This window comes from Chryseobacterium lathyri (assembly GCF_030812195.1).
Classification (GTDB): Bacteria; Bacteroidota; Bacteroidia; order Flavobacteriales; family Weeksellaceae; genus Chryseobacterium; species Chryseobacterium lathyri_A.
In genome coordinates this window covers 1,727,842-1,746,052 of sequence record NZ_JAUSSF010000001.1, presented here as the reverse complement: position 1 = coordinate 1,746,052, position 18,211 = coordinate 1,727,842, and the positions used below count along the sequence as shown (strand labels likewise).

Annotated in this window: 16 protein-coding genes; 10 read left to right on the top strand and 6 right to left on the bottom strand. The window is 36.7% G+C overall.

The genetic code is table 11. The annotated features are described in order from the left end of the window. Positions 1 to 33: 33 nt before the first annotated feature. Positions 34 to 414 carry an STAS/SEC14 domain-containing protein gene (locus J2T03_RS07815; RefSeq protein WP_306844349.1) on the bottom strand — a complete coding sequence of 127 codons (381 nt, stop codon included), beginning with the start codon at positions 412 to 414 and terminating at the stop codon, positions 34 to 36. A gap of 115 nt (positions 415 to 529) precedes the next feature. Here J2T03_RS07815 and J2T03_RS07810 point away from each other — a divergent pair, with 115 nt between their 5' ends. Beyond that, the gene (locus J2T03_RS07810) at positions 530 to 1,735 is read left to right on the top strand and encodes an NAD(P)/FAD-dependent oxidoreductase (RefSeq protein WP_307210470.1); all 1,206 of its coding nucleotides are present in this window, start codon (positions 530 to 532) and stop codon (positions 1,733 to 1,735) included. Between the two features lie 112 nt (positions 1,736 to 1,847). On the opposite strand, the gene J2T03_RS07805 is transcribed toward J2T03_RS07810, so the two are convergent. From J2T03_RS07805 to J2T03_RS07795, 3 genes are all read right to left on the bottom strand, one after another. Beyond that, positions 1,848 to 3,041 carry a vWA domain-containing protein gene (locus tag J2T03_RS07805; RefSeq protein WP_307210468.1) on the bottom strand — a complete coding sequence of 398 codons (1,194 nt, stop codon included), beginning with the start codon at positions 3,039 to 3,041 and terminating at the stop codon, positions 1,848 to 1,850. Further along, entirely contained in the window at positions 3,038 to 3,184 is a 147-nt protein-coding gene (locus J2T03_RS07800) for a hypothetical protein (protein ID WP_307210466.1), read from the bottom strand. The genes J2T03_RS07805 and J2T03_RS07800 overlap by 4 nt, the downstream gene beginning before the upstream one ends. 153 nt (positions 3,185 to 3,337) lie before the next feature. Next, positions 3,338 to 4,012, bottom strand: coding sequence for an SIMPL domain-containing protein (locus tag J2T03_RS07795; protein WP_307210464.1), 675 nt, complete (start codon positions 4,010 to 4,012; stop codon positions 3,338 to 3,340). 288 nt (positions 4,013 to 4,300) lie between these two features. Between J2T03_RS07795 and J2T03_RS07790 the strand changes: the two genes are divergently transcribed. The 4 genes from J2T03_RS07790 to J2T03_RS07775 all read left to right on the top strand — a co-directional run bounded on the left by J2T03_RS07790 (position 4,301) and on the right by J2T03_RS07775 (position 8,209). Continuing rightward, positions 4,301 to 6,082: a tetratricopeptide repeat-containing sensor histidine kinase gene (locus tag J2T03_RS07790; RefSeq protein WP_307210459.1), complete on the top strand. Its 1,782-nt coding sequence runs from the start codon at positions 4,301 to 4,303 to the stop codon at positions 6,080 to 6,082. An 11-nt stretch (positions 6,083 to 6,093) separates the two neighbouring features. After that, positions 6,094 to 6,810: a hypothetical protein gene (locus J2T03_RS07785; RefSeq protein ID WP_307210456.1), complete on the top strand. Its 717-nt coding sequence runs from the start codon at positions 6,094 to 6,096 to the stop codon at positions 6,808 to 6,810. Between the two features lie 47 nt (positions 6,811 to 6,857). Next, positions 6,858 to 7,592 (top strand): LytR/AlgR family response regulator transcription factor, encoded by a 735-nt coding sequence (locus J2T03_RS07780; protein WP_306844359.1) that lies wholly within the window; start codon positions 6,858 to 6,860, stop codon positions 7,590 to 7,592. Between the two features lie 74 nt (positions 7,593 to 7,666). Beyond that, positions 7,667 to 8,209 carry a lipocalin family protein gene (locus J2T03_RS07775; protein ID WP_307210454.1) on the top strand — a complete coding sequence of 181 codons (543 nt, stop codon included), beginning with the start codon at positions 7,667 to 7,669 and terminating at the stop codon, positions 8,207 to 8,209. 84 nt (positions 8,210 to 8,293) lie between these two features. Here J2T03_RS07775 and J2T03_RS07770 read toward each other — a convergent pair whose 3' ends face one another. Further along, positions 8,294 to 8,767 (bottom strand): DUF7832 domain-containing protein, encoded by a 474-nt coding sequence (locus tag J2T03_RS07770; RefSeq protein WP_307210451.1) that lies wholly within the window; start codon positions 8,765 to 8,767, stop codon positions 8,294 to 8,296. Positions 8,768 to 8,883: 116 nt separating this feature from the next. On the opposite strand from J2T03_RS07770, the gene J2T03_RS07765 reads away from it, so the two are divergent. The 4 genes from J2T03_RS07765 (at position 8,884) to J2T03_RS07750 (ending at position 16,293) form a co-directional block, all read left to right on the top strand. Next, a complete protein-coding gene (locus tag J2T03_RS07765) occupies positions 8,884 to 10,134 on the top strand; it encodes a CinA family nicotinamide mononucleotide deamidase-related protein (RefSeq protein WP_307210450.1) in 1,251 nt (416 codons plus the stop codon). Between the two features lie 113 nt (positions 10,135 to 10,247). Continuing rightward, on the top strand, positions 10,248 to 12,305 hold the full coding sequence (locus J2T03_RS07760) for a M13 family metallopeptidase (protein WP_307210448.1): 2,058 nt from the start codon (positions 10,248 to 10,250) through the stop codon (positions 12,303 to 12,305). 171 nt (positions 12,306 to 12,476) lie between these two features. Then, positions 12,477 to 14,042: a glycosyl hydrolase family 28-related protein gene (locus J2T03_RS07755; RefSeq protein WP_307210446.1), complete on the top strand. Its 1,566-nt coding sequence runs from the start codon at positions 12,477 to 12,479 to the stop codon at positions 14,040 to 14,042. A gap of 154 nt (positions 14,043 to 14,196) precedes the next feature. Beyond that, complete coding sequence (locus J2T03_RS07750; protein WP_307210443.1) at positions 14,197 to 16,293, top strand: M13 family metallopeptidase; 2,097 nt, start codon at positions 14,197 to 14,199, stop codon at positions 16,291 to 16,293. A gap of 64 nt (positions 16,294 to 16,357) precedes the next feature. Here J2T03_RS07750 and J2T03_RS07745 read toward each other — a convergent pair whose 3' ends face one another. Next, a complete protein-coding gene (locus J2T03_RS07745; RefSeq protein WP_306844372.1) occupies positions 16,358 to 17,404 on the bottom strand; it encodes a hypothetical protein in 1,047 nt (348 codons plus the stop codon). Positions 17,405 to 17,758: 354 nt separating this feature from the next. Here J2T03_RS07745 and J2T03_RS07740 point away from each other — a divergent pair, with 354 nt between their 5' ends. Next, entirely contained in the window at positions 17,759 to 18,205 is a 447-nt protein-coding gene (locus tag J2T03_RS07740; protein ID WP_306844374.1) for a type VI secretion system contractile sheath small subunit, read from the top strand. Positions 18,206 to 18,211: the final 6 nt, after the last annotated feature.

Here is an 18,211-nt window from a genome sequence, read left to right as displayed (position 1 = left end):
CTGAACAAAGCCTCTTTTTCTTTATCAATAATGCTAAACTTCTACTTCATTACCGTTCTTACACCAGTAAAGTGCATTATATAAGTTTTCTTTAGGGAAAGATTTAAATTCTCCCGGCATCAGAACACTGAAAATTTCCGTGAAATTCTGTACCCCCTCTTTGTCTGTAACAATAGCTGTACGGTTCCATTTTGTAAGATTTTTTAATCCTAAAAATGCGTCTTGAAGCCATGCACCCATGGTAAAATTATCCAGATCAGTATCCAAATACAGTAAGTAATTCAGCTCGCCAAACTGATCTACCTTTTCTTTTACATGAGGAATGACAAGGTTTTCAAAATCTTCTTTCGTCACATCTCCGGTTGCACTGAATGCTGCAACATTTTCCGGAGCTTCTGGAATAATTGTTATCATAGTAATTATTTTAAGTGGTTGGATTTTAAAACTGGGTACAATAATTGCACCATAAATTGATAAAAAATCGTTAAAATACTTATAAATATTATTGTTTTAAATGTAATATTCAATTATGGATCTAAAATCAAATGAACCTTTCTGGCTTTTAAAAAATGGATTAACAGCTTCATATCCATCCCTGAAATCAAATGAAGATTGTGATGTATTAATTGTAGGAGGTGGAATTACCGGAAGTCTTATTGCTCATCAAATGATCAGTGACGGCCATAAAACGATCCTGATTGACAAACGTGAACTCTGTAACGGAAGTACCTCTGCAACCACTTCCATGCTGCAGTATGAGATAGATGTTCCTCTTTTTGAGCTGGAAAAAATGATTGGTAAGAAAGGAGCTGTAGACAGTTACAAAGCATGTTCGGATGCGATAGATACTCTTGAAAAGCTTTCAAAACAAATAAGATCTGATGCAGGTTTTAAACGGAAGAAATCCTTGTATTTTGCATCAAAAAAGAAAGATGTCAGTTGGCTTAAAAATGAATATACTGCAAGAAAAAATGCAGGATTTAATGTAAAATGGCTGGAGGCGGATCAGGTTTTGGAACAGTTTGGGTTTGAAAAGACTTATGGTGCTATTCTCTCTAAACAGGGAGCTAGTATTGATGCTTTCAGGTTTGCTCATGAGTTATTTCAGCACAACATAAAAAAGGGACTGAAAATCTTTGATAAAACCGAAATGAAGAAGGTGGAATACCATAAAGGTTTTAATCTTGTGAGCGTAGACAGCGGTTTTCAGATTAAAACTAAAAAAGTGATCTACTGTATTGGTTATGAAAGCAAAAACCTGCTGAAGGAAAATTTTGTTGATTTAAAAAGCACTTATGCAATCGTTTCAGAAATTGATGACGATAAATTCAAAAATATCAGCAATACTTTGATCTGGAATACAGATACCCCTTATATTTATATGAGGGCAACGGCTGATGGCCGGCTCCTGATTGGGGGCGGTGATGAAGATTTCTACAGTGCTGAAAAACGTGATGCCATTCTGGATAAAAAGGAAAAAGAGATTCTGAGCAACCTAAAAAAAATAAAACCTGATTATCATTTTTATACAGATTTTGTATGGGCAGGAACTTTTGGGGAAACCAAAGACGGATTGCCTTATATCGGAGAACATAAAAAATTCAAGAACTCTTATTTTGTACTGGGTTTCGGAGGAAATGGAATTACTTTTTCTGTGACAGGTATGGAAATGGCTTCCCGGTTTATGAAAAAGAAGAAACACCCGCTGTCAAGGTATTTTAAGTTTGGAAGATAGAACCGGTGGCTTCGAGTGCCTTAGCCGCCGGATGTAGATGAAGACTAAAACTGAACTAAGCTAATGCTGAACATAGGCACTCGAAGTCACAGCTGTACAGATTTTTAAACCATTATTTAAAAGTATAGCCGCTTGCTTTTGCCTGCTCCAGAATGGATCTTTCAATTGCTTTCCCAAGGTCATCAGAATCTGCACTGCTCTGTTTTTTGATGTTGGCATCAATGTACTCCTGGCGTTTTCTGGATAATTCGTCAATTTCCTTCTGGATTTTCCCGCGTTCTGCAGATTTTGCTGCGACAACTTTTTTGATCTCTTCCTTACTTTTGCCTTTCAGCTCAGCTGGCAGAGCATCATCTTTTACTGTAGCGATAAATCCTGCATCATTTTCAGCTTTGTCCACCAAATCCCAGTGATCGTTTTTATAAGCATTCTTTTTAGATTTGGCTACGGTTCTTTCTACGTAATTGGAAACCGACTGAACTTCTGCATTTCTGTCCTGAGTAACCTGTTTAAGCTTATATTCAGAACCATGACTTCCATAATAAATGTAGGTGTCATTCAGTTTTGTATTACATTCTGAGATTTTTATATCATAAGGTGTTTCGATATAAATTACTTTTCTGTCGCTGTCGATATTGAAATATTTACCGCCGCCCACTACTGCTCCGTTCTGCCAGAAGGTTTGCATTCCTTCTTCTCTGTTTCCGCAGAAAATAGTATTGGTGTAGATATTTTTGTTTTTAGCTTTGGAAATAACTTCCTTGTAATTCACCTTTCCCTGATCAAACGGTTCATTGCCGGCAATATAGATCAGTTTCATGCTTTTTTCGTTGCTGTCCCAGTTCAGATTCATCGAGGCGTCGCGGATTACAGCACCGCAATATTCACTTCCTCCGTTGGTTCTTAAGGCAAATAATTTTTCGGAAACCAGATCCAGGTCCTGAGTAAGCGGAGTAACCTGGCGGATATAATTTTCATCGCGGATACCATCATTTCCATATTCATAAAGGGCAATTTCGATTTGAGGGGCCTGTCCGTTATATTTAAGAGTGGTTAAAGTATTCACAATATTCCAAAGTCTCGATTTAGCCTGATCGATCAGACCATCCATACTGTTCGAAGTATCCAGTAGGAGGGCAACCTGGATTTTATTATCCTTTGATGTTACCGTAATCGGTGCTACCGAAGCATTTTGAACCAACGCCTCTCTGCCTGTATTGCTGTTTGAACAGCGGATGTCTGAAAAGCTGCCGGAGCTTAAAAAAGTGGTAACAGCTGTCATTGCTGCGATTTTTAAAGTTGTCATAATACTATTTTTTTATTGGTTATTTGCTGTGATATTGAATCTGTATTTTCCTTCGGATATTTCACCTCATAAGAAACTGATTTTGTCTGAATTACCGATGTTGCTGTTCCAAAGGATGTTTCAGTAATCGATAGCTTTTTCATGGTTTATTGTTTTAATTCCTGAAGTAAAATTATCTATATTTAAGGCTGAAAATCAGGAGACTTGGTGAAACCCGACTTTCACTTGGTGAACTTTAAAAACTGGTTTAAAACAAAAAAAACAGCCCTTTCGGACTGTCTTTAAATCTGTTAATGTTAGAGGATTTCGTATCTCGTTTTGATGCTGTATTTTATTTTTATATTCTCAATATTGTCAAAAGAAAAATCTACCGCAGCATCTGCTGCTTCCAGCTGGATATTTCTACCGCTGCTTTTATAGGCTACGGGAAGAACGGTATCGCTGGTGTAATCTTCAATTTCGATGATTTCGATAGGAGCTCCGGTCTTTTTGCCCATACTTTCCAAAAGATAATCTGCCTTTTCTTTTGCGGCTTTTAAAGCATTGATCTTAACGGTTTTCCTGAAATCTGCAATTTTGGTATTTTTCACCTCCGCAACATTCAGATTGCTTACCCATTTCTGGTTGAGCTCTTCGAATATTTTGCTGATATCTGCTTTTGTATTGGCTTTAAACTGGTAGCTTTTAGTAAATTTTCCATTTTTAGCATATACATTCTGATACATGGATTTAAACTTGATGTCTTCGTTCTTAACTCCGGCATTCTTTAACGTTTCAAACAGCTTCTGTTCGTTGCCTGCTAGCTCATTCTTATTATCTGCTTTGATGCCGATGCTGAAGATGATCTCATCCGGCTCTACTTCCATTTCTGCAATACCTGTAACTTCAATTGCATTTTTCTTCATTTCCTGTGCATTTGTAAAGCTCCCCAGGGTAAAGATTCCGATCAGTAAAAAATGTCTCAATTTCATAATTTCTTGTTTTAAATTCTGAAGTAAAATTACTGCGATCCGAAACCGGAAACTTAAAGACTTGGTGAAATGAGGTTTTCACTTGGTGGATAGGGTGAAAAAAGCGATCCATGTAGGGACTATAAGAAATGGTATTGTTAGTCTAATCTATTCCTGAAGTCTCAGGTAAAAAAATGAAATGTTCTGATTCTTTGATCAGTGAACTTGATGAAATAGAGTTTTGACTTGGTAAAGAATAGAAAAGGATACCTAAAGTTTTACTTACTTTGCATTCAAGATCCGAAATCTGTGAAATTAATTTTTAAAATACTGTTTATATTTATTCTTGCTGCAGGAAGTTTCTGTGCAGCACAGGACTCCACACGGGTTACCCAAGCCTATAAATCTGCGATAAGGCTGAAAAAAGCAGTAGACAATAATGATAATAAAGGCGTTGCCGATACGTATGTAGGAATTGCCAATGATTACTACAATCAGGGGAATTATGCCAAAAGCGAAGAATTTTTAGTCAAAGCCAGAAACATTTATAAAACCCTTAACGATAAAAAAAATCTTGAATCGGTCATCCGGAAAATTGCCCAGTCCCAGGAAAAACAGAATAAAATAACTCCAGCTATCAGCAATTACAGTAAGGCTGCCGAAATGAGGTACACTGAAAAAAGCAGTGCTATTAATACCAACGATGCTGCCAGGCTTTCATCTCCTACAGTTGAGCAGAAGGCGGAAGCTATTCAGGATAATATCAATATAAACCTGAAGAGTAAAGATAAAGGAGATCTTGCTGCAAGCTACAGCCAGATGGCAGACGTAAATATAGAGCAAAAAGATATTCCCAAAGCAGAGGAAAACCTGAACAATGCCTATGTGCTTTCCAAAAAAGAAGCTCCTCAGCAGGCTTTGGAGATCAATCAGAAGCTGACCAATTTTTATGTTGATAACAAGGACTTTGAAAAAGCCATTGAAGCCAAAAAGAAAGTTCTGAAAGAAGACTTTGTTAAAGAGAATTCACAGGAAAAAGTCAATCAGATCCAGGAACTGGCTGATATTTATATTAAGAAAAATGATCCCGAAGAGGCCGTAGTATTATTAAAAAATGCCTATGGAATCGCTGTGGAAAAAGGACATACACTCGAAGCACAGAAAAGCGTAAAAAGACTGGACAGCCTGTATAGTATAACAGGAAATACAGATGCCTCAGTTTCGTTGTACCGTGATTTCCTTGGGAAACTTCCGGATATTGTGTCCAAAGACCGAAGCCTGGTTGATAATAAAATACTGGAAGATACCGAGCAGAGGATCTCACAGCTTGAAAAAGAAAAAGAATTGAAAGACCAGCTTATCCGCAGAAAAAATATTTTTAATTACAGCTTGATTGGAGCTCTGCTTCTGTTAACCGGACTCGTTATCTTTATTTTTCGGATGCTGAAAAAAGTTCAGACCAAAAATAAAAAGATCGCCCTGCAGTCGTTACGGCGTGAAATGAATCCGCATTTTATCTTTAACAGCTTAAATAGTGTCAACCATTTTATTGCGACAAATAACGAGCTGGAAGCCAACCAGTATCTGACGAAGTTCTCAAAATTAATGCGTGGCGTTATGGAAAATTCCACCGAAGATTTCATTCCTTTCCAGCAGGAACTGGACCTGCTTCAGAATTATCTTGCTCTTGAAAAGACACGTTTTGCCGATAAATTCGATTATGAAATTGAAGTTGATGAAAGTCTGAATATGCAAAGCCTGAAAGTTCCCGGAATGCTTGTCCAGCCATTCCTTGAAAATGCGGTGTGGCACGGGCTGCGTTACAGAAGAGAAAAAGGATTTTTGAAATTGAGTTTTGAAAAAGAGGCGCAGCATTTAAAGATTACCATTGAAGACAATGGAATAGGGATTCAGGAAAGCAAGAAACAGAAAACCCAGCACCAGAAAACCAGAGAAGGCCGTGGAATGAAAAATACACTGGAAAGAATCAGGCTGCTGAATGATCTCTACAAAAAAGAGATTATGTGTACTATAAAAGATAAAGAACATAACAGCGGTGTTTTAGTGAATATAAAAATAAACCTTGCATAAATATGGAAGAAATGAAGAAGCATTTATTCATAGGGATACTGATGTTTTCATTTGTAAGAATCTTCGGACAGGAAATCAATGATACCCGGTTTGAAAATATCGTGAACAATCTAAAGCTTGATAAAGCTGCAATTAGAGAAGAATTCTGCACGGAAAAGAAAATGCCAAATGTGGAAGATTCATACATCGCTGTTCTGCCTATCCTGCAGGGCAAAAGCGAAGAAGATTTTTTCGTGGTCCGAAACTATATTGTGATCACTGATGAAAACGGTGGAATTAAAAATCAGTATCTTGATCCGGAAGAAATCACTTCAGATGCCATCATGCTGAAAAGTATAACCATTGATACAGGATTATATAACATCAGCAGCAGTATTCGTGCTTTTGGTATAAAAATAAGTGTTGCAAACGGCAGTCAGCCCAATCCCTATTCTTCAGAAACCATTTCACTCTATTATCCTGTAGAGAAGACTCTAAAAAAAGTTTTGAATGATTTGGAATTAAGCCGTTACGGTGCAGAATGGGATACCCGATGTACCGGTGAATCTGAAGGTAACAGTTCCGTAATTATGATGGATAAAACGAAAACCAATAATTTCACTGACCTTAAAATTAAAACCATTTCTGTAAAAACAATAAGCAAAGAAGCACAGGGAGACTGTAAAGAAAATAAAATCTCAAAAACCTTCTGCCGCATCTTAAAATTTAAAGACGGAAAATACCAATAAATCCATTCTAGCACCTGCTATTATTTGCAACCTCTAACCTGGAAAAAATGAAAATACAATCCGTAATCGTAGACGATGAGATCATTGCAAGAGAAGTTCTCAGAAATTATATCACAAAATACTGTCCACAGATAGAAATTGTAGGAGAGGCGGAAAATATAAAGGAAGCCGTACCACTGATTGCTGAAAAACGACCGCAATTGGTCTTTTTGGATGTAGAAATGCCTTTCGGGAATGCCTTTGATGTGCTGGAAGCCACCAAAGAATTTTCCTACGAAACCATCTTTATCACAGCCTTTTCTCAATATTCGTTGCAGGCACTTAATAAATCGGCCAGTTATTATATTTTAAAGCCGATAGATATTCAGGAGCTTATTCTGGCAGTGAATAAAGTAGCGGAAAGCCTTGAAAATAAAGAAGAACTCAGCCGTAATAAAGTTCTTCTTGAAAATTTAAAATTAAAACCTGAAAAACAGCAGCTCATTCTCCCAACACTTCAGGGATTTGATGTCGTAAAAACTGAAGATATCCTAAGGCTGCAGGCAGATGGAAATTTCACACAGGTTTACCTTACCGATGGCTCAAAAAAGATGGTCTGCCGTTTTCTGAAACATTTCGATGATCTTCTGGAAAATCCTTTTGTAAGGGTTCATCGTTCCCATATCATCAATGCAGGATTTGTAAAATCTTACCATAAAAGTGGAACTGTGATGCTTTCAGATGATACAGAAATTGAGGTTTCAGGTAGTTTTAAAGATAATTTCCTGAAAGTATTTTCTTAGATTTTATTGTTCCTTAACAGTTTAAAGGCATTATTTTTGAAGTTTTCACTGCAATCACGTAAAATATTCCAATTATGAAAACTTTTCAGAAAATTGCTGTTCCTGTCACGTTAGGTGTTCTGGGACTGATTATTTACCGTTCCTGTTCTGCCGGAATTCCCAAAGGAGCAGTGGCGGTCAACAATTTTGATGCTAAAAAATATCTCGGAAGATGGTACGAAGTTGCCCGTTTTGATTACAGGTTCGAGAAAAATATGGATAATGTCACTGCCGAATATTCTGAAAATCCCAACGGTTCTATCCGTGTTGTTAATAAAGGCTACGACTACGTTAAAAAAGAATGGAAAGAATCTGTAGGAGAAGCCCAATTTGTAAAAAACAAAACCGAAGCCCGTCTTAAGGTTTCATTTTTCAAACCGGTCTGGGCTGGCTATAATGTTATTGATATTGACGAAGATTACCAATATACCCTGGTTGCAGGAAGCAGTTTAAAATACTTATGGATCCTTTCCCGTACAACAACCATTCCTGAAAGCATGAGGCAGCGTTTCATTGAAAAAGCTAAAAAGATTGGCTATAATACAGATGAACTTATTTGGGTAAAGCATAATCAGTAATGTGAGAGCTAGGAATCAAGAAACAGGACACTATATTCAAGAACCAAGGTTTTAGGCGAAACTCTCAAGCCAGTAACCTGAAATTTAGCTTCCGGAAAACTCCTTCCATTCCTCAAAACGCTGGTCAATAACAGGTTTTATAAGATCATAGTTTTCATACGTGTTTTCTACATGATAGAAAGACTCATATTCAAAATCATTTTCTTCCGCTTTTTTGTCAAAAGTTTCCGAATAATCATCTGTAAACGAATTGAATTTCTTCCCAAAAACCGTGTCATCATTATAATAAGCCTGTGCAAAACCATTACCAGGATCATTCAGATCATATTCGCTGAATTTTTCATCACATACATCAATCAGGAATTCTGCTCCTGTCATCTCCCGTCTTTTTACGCTTTGTATTTCGTCCCGGGAATCTTCAGTCAGCTCTTCCGATAAAAGATCGTTGTTGATGCACCAGGTCAGAAACATTCCAATGTGAGTAGCTGCATTTTCATCAGGTAAATTTTCCGGATATTCTCCGCCATAGTGCCAGGAAGCATCATCATATTTTGCCATCGTCGAATAATTATAGCTTTAAACAGTATCAGCCAAAGATAGAAAAAATCATTTTATGTTGTCGCAGCCATAGATTTTTACGTCATTTGCAGGACATTTTCTTTCAAGAATTATATATGGAAAAAGCTGTTCTGATTACTATCGGTGATGAAATCCTTTCCGGAAACACCGTTGATACCAATTCTAATTTTATTGCCACAGAGCTTAAAAATATAGGCATACAGGTTACACAGATCTTCACAATATCAGATGAAATTGATATCATTAAAAATACTTTAAGCGCTGCTTTCGAACTTGGCGATCTGATTATCACTACAGGTGGTTTGGGGCCGACAAGAGATGATAAGACAAAAAAGGCACTGACGGAATTTTTCAATGACGAAATTGCTTTGGATGAGGTCACGTTCAACCACCTTAAAAATTATATGGAAAGGCGCGGGCGTCTGGATATCCTTGAAAGAAACAAAGAGCAGGCTTTTGTTCCCTCAAAATCTGTTGTTTTTCAAAACCACTTTGGAACTGCACCATGTATGATGATGGAGCAGGACGGGAAATTATGTTTCAGCCTTCCGGGTGTTCCTTATGAAGTAAAGCCGTTGATCAGGGATCAAATTGTACCTTATTTAAAAGAAAAGTTCAATCTTTACTATATCCATACAAGAATAGTTTCTGTGGTGGGAATCCCCGAGAGCATTCTTGCAGATATTATTGAAGACTGGGAACTTTCCCTTCCTACAAATATCGCATTGTCTTATCTGCCGGTAGGGACGCGTGTAAAACTGAGACTGACTGCCTCAGGAGATAATGAAGCGGCCTTGAAACAGCAGGCAGAAGACGAAATCCAGAAACTTCTTCCTTTGGTAGAAGGCCATGTGATTGCAGTAACGGAAGATAAAATAGAAAAGATCCTGGCAGAAATCCTTACAGAAAGAAAACTGACGATTTCCACAGCAGAAAGCTGCACCGGAGGTGAATTAGCAAAAATGATCACATCCAATTCCGGAAGCTCTAAATATTTTCTTGGCGGAATTGTACCCTACGCTACAGAAAAGAAAATAGAGATTTTAAAAATTTCTAAAGAAACCGTAGATCAGTTTACAGTTGTAAGTGAACAGGTGGCCAGTGAAATGGCAGCAGGTTGCCAAAAATTATTTGGTGCTAATATTTCCCTGTCAACAACAGGGGTTGCAGGTCCGGACAGAGGAGAGGACGGTAAAGAAGTAGGAACAGTTTTTTATACCATACGGATCAATGAAAAAGAAGTCACTTCAAAACTCTACATGCCTCATCTGGATAGGCTTGATTTCATGAATTTCGTTTCCCAGAAGATCATCCAGGATCTGGTGAGCTTATTAATTTCGGAATAATTTTTAATTATCCGGAAGGAAAAGAATCAATATTTATAAGTGCCAATTTTTTATTGAAAAGAATTGTAACGGATTATGAAAATAACAGACATATACTATAAATTGCTATCATAATGAAAAAACTAACGCTATCTTTGTTTTTACTGACCGGGATTTGTTCGTTAAATACAGTGAACGGACAGGCAAAAGCCGTAAAAACAGTGGTTAACAGCACAGATAAAGGCTTGGACATTAGTCTTATGGATACTTCCGTACGTCCACAGGATGATTTTTATAACTACGTAAGCGGAACTTGGATGAAAACAGCCAAAATTCCGTCTGATAAGCCAACCTGGGGAAGCTTCAACAAACTGGCTGAAGATACAGACAATAACTCAATGACTATTCTGAACTCTCTTCTGAAAGATAAATTTGCTGACGGAAGCGAAGGTAAGAAGATCCAGGATCTGTATGCTACCTATATGAATATGGAGAAGAGAAATGCAGATGGAATCAAGCCTATTCAAGATAATCTGAATAAAATTGACGCGATCAAAAATCTGGCTGACCTTCAGAACTACCTGACTTCTGTAACTAAAGACGGAGAAAATACTTTGTACGGATGGGGTGTTGATGCAGATCTTAAAGATTCTAAAATGAATGGGGTTTACTTAGGTAATGCTTCTTTGGGACTAGGAAGAGATTATTATCAGAAAGTAAACGAAAAAAATACAGAAGCTCTTGCTGAATATCATAAATATGTAGCTTCCATGCTTAAGGAGTTAGGTTATAAAAATGCTGATGCAGCGGCAAAAGGAATCGTTGATTATGAAAAAAGCATTGCAAAAACTTATCTTACCAACGAACAGAGCCGTGATAATACACTGCAGTATAACCCAAAAACAATGGCTGAGCTTTCAACATTGGTAAAAGGTGTTGATATCCCTGCTTACCTTAAAAAAGTAGGAGTAACTACAGATAAAGTAATCATCGGAGAAATAGGATATTACAAAGAATTTGATAAATTGGTGACTGCTCAGAACCTTCCTGTGATCAAGGATTATTTAAAATTCCACATGATCCACGGAAGCGCGGCTTACTTAAGTGAAAAATTAGGTAACATGAGATTTGACTTCTATGGTAAATACCTAAGAGGTCAGCAGGAGCAGAGAGCATTGAACAAAAGAGGTTTCGAATTGATCAATGGTACGCTTGGTGAAGCTTTCGGTAAATTATATGTTGAAAAATACTTCCCGGCTGAAGCAAAAGCACAGATGGTAGAATTGATCGACTATTTGAAGAAAAGCTTTGCAGTTCACATCAACAATTTAGCGTGGATGTCTACTACAACGAAGGAAAAAGCAATGAACAAACTGAACAAGTTTACCGTAAAAGTTGCTTACCCGGATAAATGGAAAGACTATTCAAAATTAGATATCGTTTCTGAAGCTAAAGGTGGGAATCTATATAGCAATCTTCAGAATATTACCGAATGGCAGTATAATAAAGATTTAGCAAAAATCGGTAAAGCTGTGGATAAAACAGAATGGGGTATGACGCCGCAAACGGTAAATGCTTACTATAACCCGGTTAACAACGAGATCGTTTTCCCTGCTGCAATCCTTCAGCCGCCTTTCTTCAATCCTAAAGCTGATGCTGCCGTTAACTTCGGAGGTATCGGTGCTGTTATCGGTCATGAAATGAGCCATGGGTTTGATGATTCAGGAGCACAGTTTGATGCGGACGGAAACCTGGTAGACTGGTGGACACCGGCAGATAAAGCAAACTTCGAGAAAGCAACAAAAGCTCTTGCTGCGCAGTATGACAAATATGAGCCGGTAAAAGGAACTTTCGTAAACGGTACTTTCACAAACGGTGAAAATATCGCTGACTTAGGAGGAGTAAATATCGCTTACGATGCCCTTCAGATGTATTTAAAAGATAAAGGAAATCCAGGGAAAATCAGCGGATTCAGCCAGGATCAGAGGTTCTTCCTGAGCTGGGCAACTGTTTGGAGAACTTTATCCAGTGAAAAATATATGGTGAACCAGGTAAAAACTGACCCGCATTCTCCGGGATATTTCAGAAGCTTCGGTCCACTCATCAATGTTGATGCCTTCTACAATGCATTTGACGTGAAAAAAGGAGACAAGCTTTATAAAGAACCTGCAGACAGAATCAAAATCTGGTAAAAAACACCAAAAAATAGTAAAACCGCTCAGCAATGAGCGGTTTTTGTTTTAAAAAAGGCTATATCATATAGTTTATTACACGACGTGTTCTGTCGCTACACTCTTATATCTTTGATTTCAGAAGTTCTTGCAAGAATATTGTTTAATGTTACTAATTAAAATTTAACAAAAATGAATACAATTGAAATTAATGATCCTTACATAGGGGAGTGGACAACTTTTATAGAAACGGATAGAACATATAATGGCGATGCTATTACGGATGCATATTGTGATGATATTCTTTATAAAAAGGTAGGAAATGTTTATTACAGAAGAGTTTTGGAAGACAGCCGGGTAGATATAAGATGGTTTGGAGCGCTACCGGATGGTATCACAGATTGCTCAGATGCAATTCAGCAGGCTTTTATTTCAGCAGATCAATTTAAATTATCAGTTACTTCAGGTAAAGGCACTTATCTTATCACTAAAACAATTTATATTCCACAGAACCCTGATTTGGCTTTTTTGTCTAAAACGTATGATTTTAACGAATCTGTGTTTTTGATACAATCTGATTTTACTGTGTTTGAGTCAGGATATTATGATCAGGGAGAATTGGTCAGTGCAATAGGGGAACCTAATGATACTAATAATTGTTTTGGTATTAAATTTGGAAATTTTTCCTTGTTGACAACTTTGTATAATGTTACTTCTCCGGCTTTGGTTATAAAAGACTGGCATCAGGGCTGTGAATTATCTAATATTTCCTCTCAAAAATTTTCAACTTTGCTGAAATCGATCAATAACTATTATACAGTTTTTGACGATTTAAGGACAACTCACCAAAATGAAGCAAGAATAGGCGAACGTTTTATCTTTTTAGGAGATATTAACTTAAATGTTTTCCGTGCATTGGTGGCTGCAAATTCTTTAGTTGGTTATAAGTTTGACGGACCCTTAAGAGCTTGCCATTTTGATGCAATTTCTGTAGAAGGAGTTACAACAGGTATTCAGTTTAATTCTGAAGTTAATAACTGTTCAATTGTTAATTCATACATAGAAGGTTTTGAAAAAGCATTTGAATTTAAAAGTTATATAGATAATTTTACCATAGATAATAATTATATTAATTTTCTAAGTAGACCAGCTTCTAAACTTATAAGCTACGTTGGTCTACCTATAAATAATATTCACTTACTTCCAAGCAATATTTTTGTTCATATGTTAGGGTATAATCAATTATTCGAAAATACTGAAAATGATTATGGCTATGGAATAGAAATTGGGTTGAATACAAGCTATGGAAGTTCCATAAATAATTTTTTATTAAATGACTTTGGGGCTAATTATAATTTAAATGGTAAAATAAGATTTCCAACCTACTTAGCCAATATTCAAAATGCAAAAGGGTTGATTTCGGGAAACTACTCAGGACAGTATACCCGCGGATATGATGGAGCCTCTGGCTTTGAAGTAAACTCGTCACAACCTAATTTAGTACACCTTAAAACTAAAATTAAGCATACATGGACTCAAATTGTATATGTCAATTTACAAGTATATGTAGGTTCAGTGGTAAAGTATTATAGGGGATTTTTTATAGGAAATGTATTCTATGAATTTGGAAGTAGTGGAATATCTGTTACCACAGGACTGGAATCTATTGTTAATTCTGATGGCTTTATTGATATACAAGGAGGCAGCTATGAAAGTGGAGATATCATTAGTGTAAAAGGTGAAGTACGTTTAATTTAAAGGATATTATATTAAGTCAATTAAACCTGGGTAAAATAGTTATTCAGGTTTATTTATTTGATAATCATATATTAAAAGTGTTGAAATAAACTAAATAAGGATTGACATAATTTCGTATATTTGGTAAGTTTGTGACCATCAAAAATTATCTTTAATGAAAAAGCTAAATATTGGAATACTTGCCCTTTCCGGCATTGTATTTTTAAACTCATGCGGAACGGCTAAAACTGCCGGAACGGAAACCAAAAATGAAACTACGGTTGCCGTTGCAGAATCTGTGAAAGAAGAAGTAAAAGAAGAGGGAATCAATTTATCTTATATGGATAAAAGTGTTCGCCCGCAGGATGACTTTTTTAGCTATGTGAACGGAAATTGGGTGAAAACTACCCAGATTCCTTCAGATAAAGCGAGCTGGGGTTCTTTCAATGCGTTGAGGGAAAATGTAGATGATGCTTCTCTGGATATCTTAAATAAAATTTTATCCGAAACTTATTCCGAAGGATCCGAAGGACAGAAGATCCAGAATTTGTACGCGTCTTTCATGGATGTAAGCAAAAGAAATGCAGATGGATTAACCCCTATTAAAGGAGATCTGGCAAAAATTGAGGCGATCAAAAATCTTAATGATCTGCAGAAATACCTTCTTGAAGCTACAAAATTAGGCGATAATTCTTTCTATGGATGGAGAGTAGGTGCAGATATGAAGAATTCTAAAATGAATGCCGTATATCTTGGCGGTCCCGATCTTGGACTAGGAAGAGACTACTATCAGAAAGTAAATGAGGCCAATACTAAAACTTTGGCAGAATATCAGACTTATGTAGGAAAATTATTCGGAGTTTTAGGAAATAAAAATGCAGATCAGGCTGCGCAGAATGTAGTGACATTTGAAAAACAGCTTGCCAATTATCTACTGACTCTGGAGCAGAACAGAGATGCCAATCTGAGATACAATCCAAAAAATGTGACTGAGCTTTCAGGACTGGTAAAAAACGTTAACTTGGCTAAATACCTGAAAGATGCAGGGGTAAATACAGATAAAGTAATCATTGGAGAGCTGAAATATTACCAGAACATGGATCAGTTCATTACCGAAAAGAATCTTCCTCTGCTAAAAGATTACCTGAAATATCACCTGATTAACGGTAATGCAAGCAATCTTGATGATAAGCTTGAGCAGATCAGATTTGATTTCTATTCAAAATATCTTCAGGGCCAGAAAGAACAGCGTCCAATGGACAAAAGAGGGCTTAGTCTTGTGAATGGAGTTCTTGGTGAAGCTTTTGGAAAATTATATGTTGAAAAATATTTTACTCCTGAAGCAAAAGCCCAGATGGAGATGTATATTGATTATATTTTAAAATCATTCAAAACCCATATCAATGATATGGACTGGATGTCTCCTGCAACTAAAGTGAAAGCTCAGGAGAAATTATCTAAATTCACTGTAAAGATCGCTTATCCGGATAAATGGAAAGATTATACCCAATTGAAAGTAGAATCTCCAAAACAGGGGGCAACCCTATATTCCAATCTTCAGAATGTATCTGCATGGCAGTATCAGAGAAGTCTTGATAAAGTAGGAAAACCGGTTGACAAAACAGAATGGGGGATGTCTCCCCAAACTGTAAATGCTTATTACAGCGGATCAAACAACGAGATCGTTTTCCCTGCGGCTATTCTTCAGCCTCCTTTCTATAATCCAAAAGCTGATGCTGCAGTAAACTTTGGCGGTATCGGAGCTGTTATCGGGCACGAGATCTCTCACGGATTTGATGACAGCGGTTCACGTTTTGACGGTGACGGAAACCTTAACAACTGGTGGACAGATGAAGACCGTAAGAACTTTGATGCAAAAGTAGGGCAGCTAGCTACTCAGTACAGCGCTTACGAACCGGTAAAAGGAAGCTTTGTGAACGGTAAATTTACAAGCGGTGAAAATATCGGTGACCTTGGTGGAGTAGCAGTAGCTTACGATGCTCTTCAGATGTATCTTAAAGACAAAGGAAATCCTGGAAAAATAAGTGGATTTACACAGGATCAGAGATTCTTCATGAGCTGGGCAACCGTGTGGAGAACGAAATCTACCGACCAGTATATGATCAACCAGGTAAAAACCGATCCGCATTCTCCTGGAGTGTTCAGGGCATTTGGGCCGCTGGTCAATCAGGATGCATTCCATAAGGCATTTGATATAAAACCTGGGGACAAAATGTATAAAGCGCCTCAGGACAGAATAAAAATTTGGTAGAATAACCAAAAATTGTTAGAAAAGAAAGAATCCATCCCATTAAACGTGGGGTGGGTTCTCTTTTTTAATAGGCTTTCTTATGATTCCGGAGAACAAAATTTATTCCGGTTTCAATAATGTCTCCCATGGTTTTACAATACTTGAAATTTACATCATAGGTAAGTTTTTGCAAAGCTGTTTTAAGCTCTATCACATTGGCTTCCGGTGCAATATCTTCTTGCTTCATAATAGAAATAAGTTCACTGAATCTGTTTTTGCTGCTGGTCACTCTTTTTACAATTTGTGAACGTACTTCTTTACGATACTGTTCTATAGAATTAGGCTTCAGTTTTTCCAATACCATGTTAACCATTGCGCTGTTTTCTTTGAAATACTGGGGAAGGTAGACTTTCAAATTTCCTTCATAGCTTTGCTGATCAAAATCGATGGGACGAATTCTGTAAATAACCTGATCGAAATCGTGAATAGGAATAATAACATAATTATAAGAGCGCATGTCACCCAGTAGCCCAATGAGGCAACGTTCATTGAATTTTACAAATTCCTTGGAAATCTGTGCTTTTTCCAATTCTGTACAGTTGAATAAATGTTTCTGGATAAAAATATCTCCGGGAATTCCTAAGATATGCTCTTCTATCAAAGTGTTTTTATAAATTAGAAAATTAACTCGGTTGGGAGAAAGCAGGTCTTCAATTTCCAGCCCATATATACGTGAAGCATCAGCCTGTTTAATATAAAAATTAGTATGATTGTCGTTTAGGATATTTCTCACCCGAATTCGAAAAGGTTTAGAGTTTCCGAAGGTGCAAAAATCGATGGTATCCACTTTCAGATAAGGTAAAGTAGCCTCGTCTCCATCGGAATGAAGAAGGGTGTAAATCTTATTTAAATTAGCCTCTATTTCTTTAAATTCATGTTCAGGATACAGTACACCAAGCCACAAGGTATCTTTCCCTTCCTTATCCAGAATATTTACACTGTCGCTGAATCTCAGCAGGTCTTCATATAAAAACTGAATCTTAGTCGTTCTGTTATGTTTTTCCAAATACTGATTCAATGCTTCCGAAACCGGATATATTGGTTTTCTAAACGCGATCTTTACATCTTTCATTACTCTGTTACTTTGTTTAAATATAAAGAATATTTTATCCTCACATTGGAGGAATTCTTATTTTAACATGTAGTTGATACTTTTTTATAAATGCAGAGCATACAAAGATTTATTTTCATCTTCCCATAGCTTATTTTATTTATTTTTCATAGTTTAGTGATATCGTAAAGTAATGATTTTACGTTATATATAAATTAGGTTAAATTAAATATTTCAAGAAAAATCTTTACAAAATTTTGTATGTTACAGTTTTTTTTTAAATTTAAACATTGGATTGGTAATTTATTTGATTCATCAGTAAATTACTCAAAGACAGATCCAAACCAAAATCAGAAATCTCAAAATAACAATAATATGGCAATGTTTAATTATGGTGTTGGCGGCAACGAGGTAAAAGTAGACGCTAATGAAGCTATTCAGGAAATACAGGAAAACAAATCGCTGATAGTGAGCCAGCTTACTACAGAAGAATCTTATACCCCTGAAATTGTAACAGGATTAAAAACCGTGGACGACGTCTTCAGACATTTTCAACCATCCGTAGCTGTACAGCACGAAACGGAAGATGGTAGTGTAGTAGAAGAGGAATTCCGTTTTCAGAATCTTGCAGACTTTACACCCAAAAATCTTACTCAAAAATCAGACTATTTACAGCAGCTTAGCATGGAACAGGAGCAGTACAATAAGATTGTACGCCAGCTGAAGACCAATAAAATTCTGCGTAATATGCTTGAGAATGACCAGACCAGAGCTGCATTCATCGAAGTATTGAAAGATGTGGCACAAGAACTTGAAAAATAATTATTT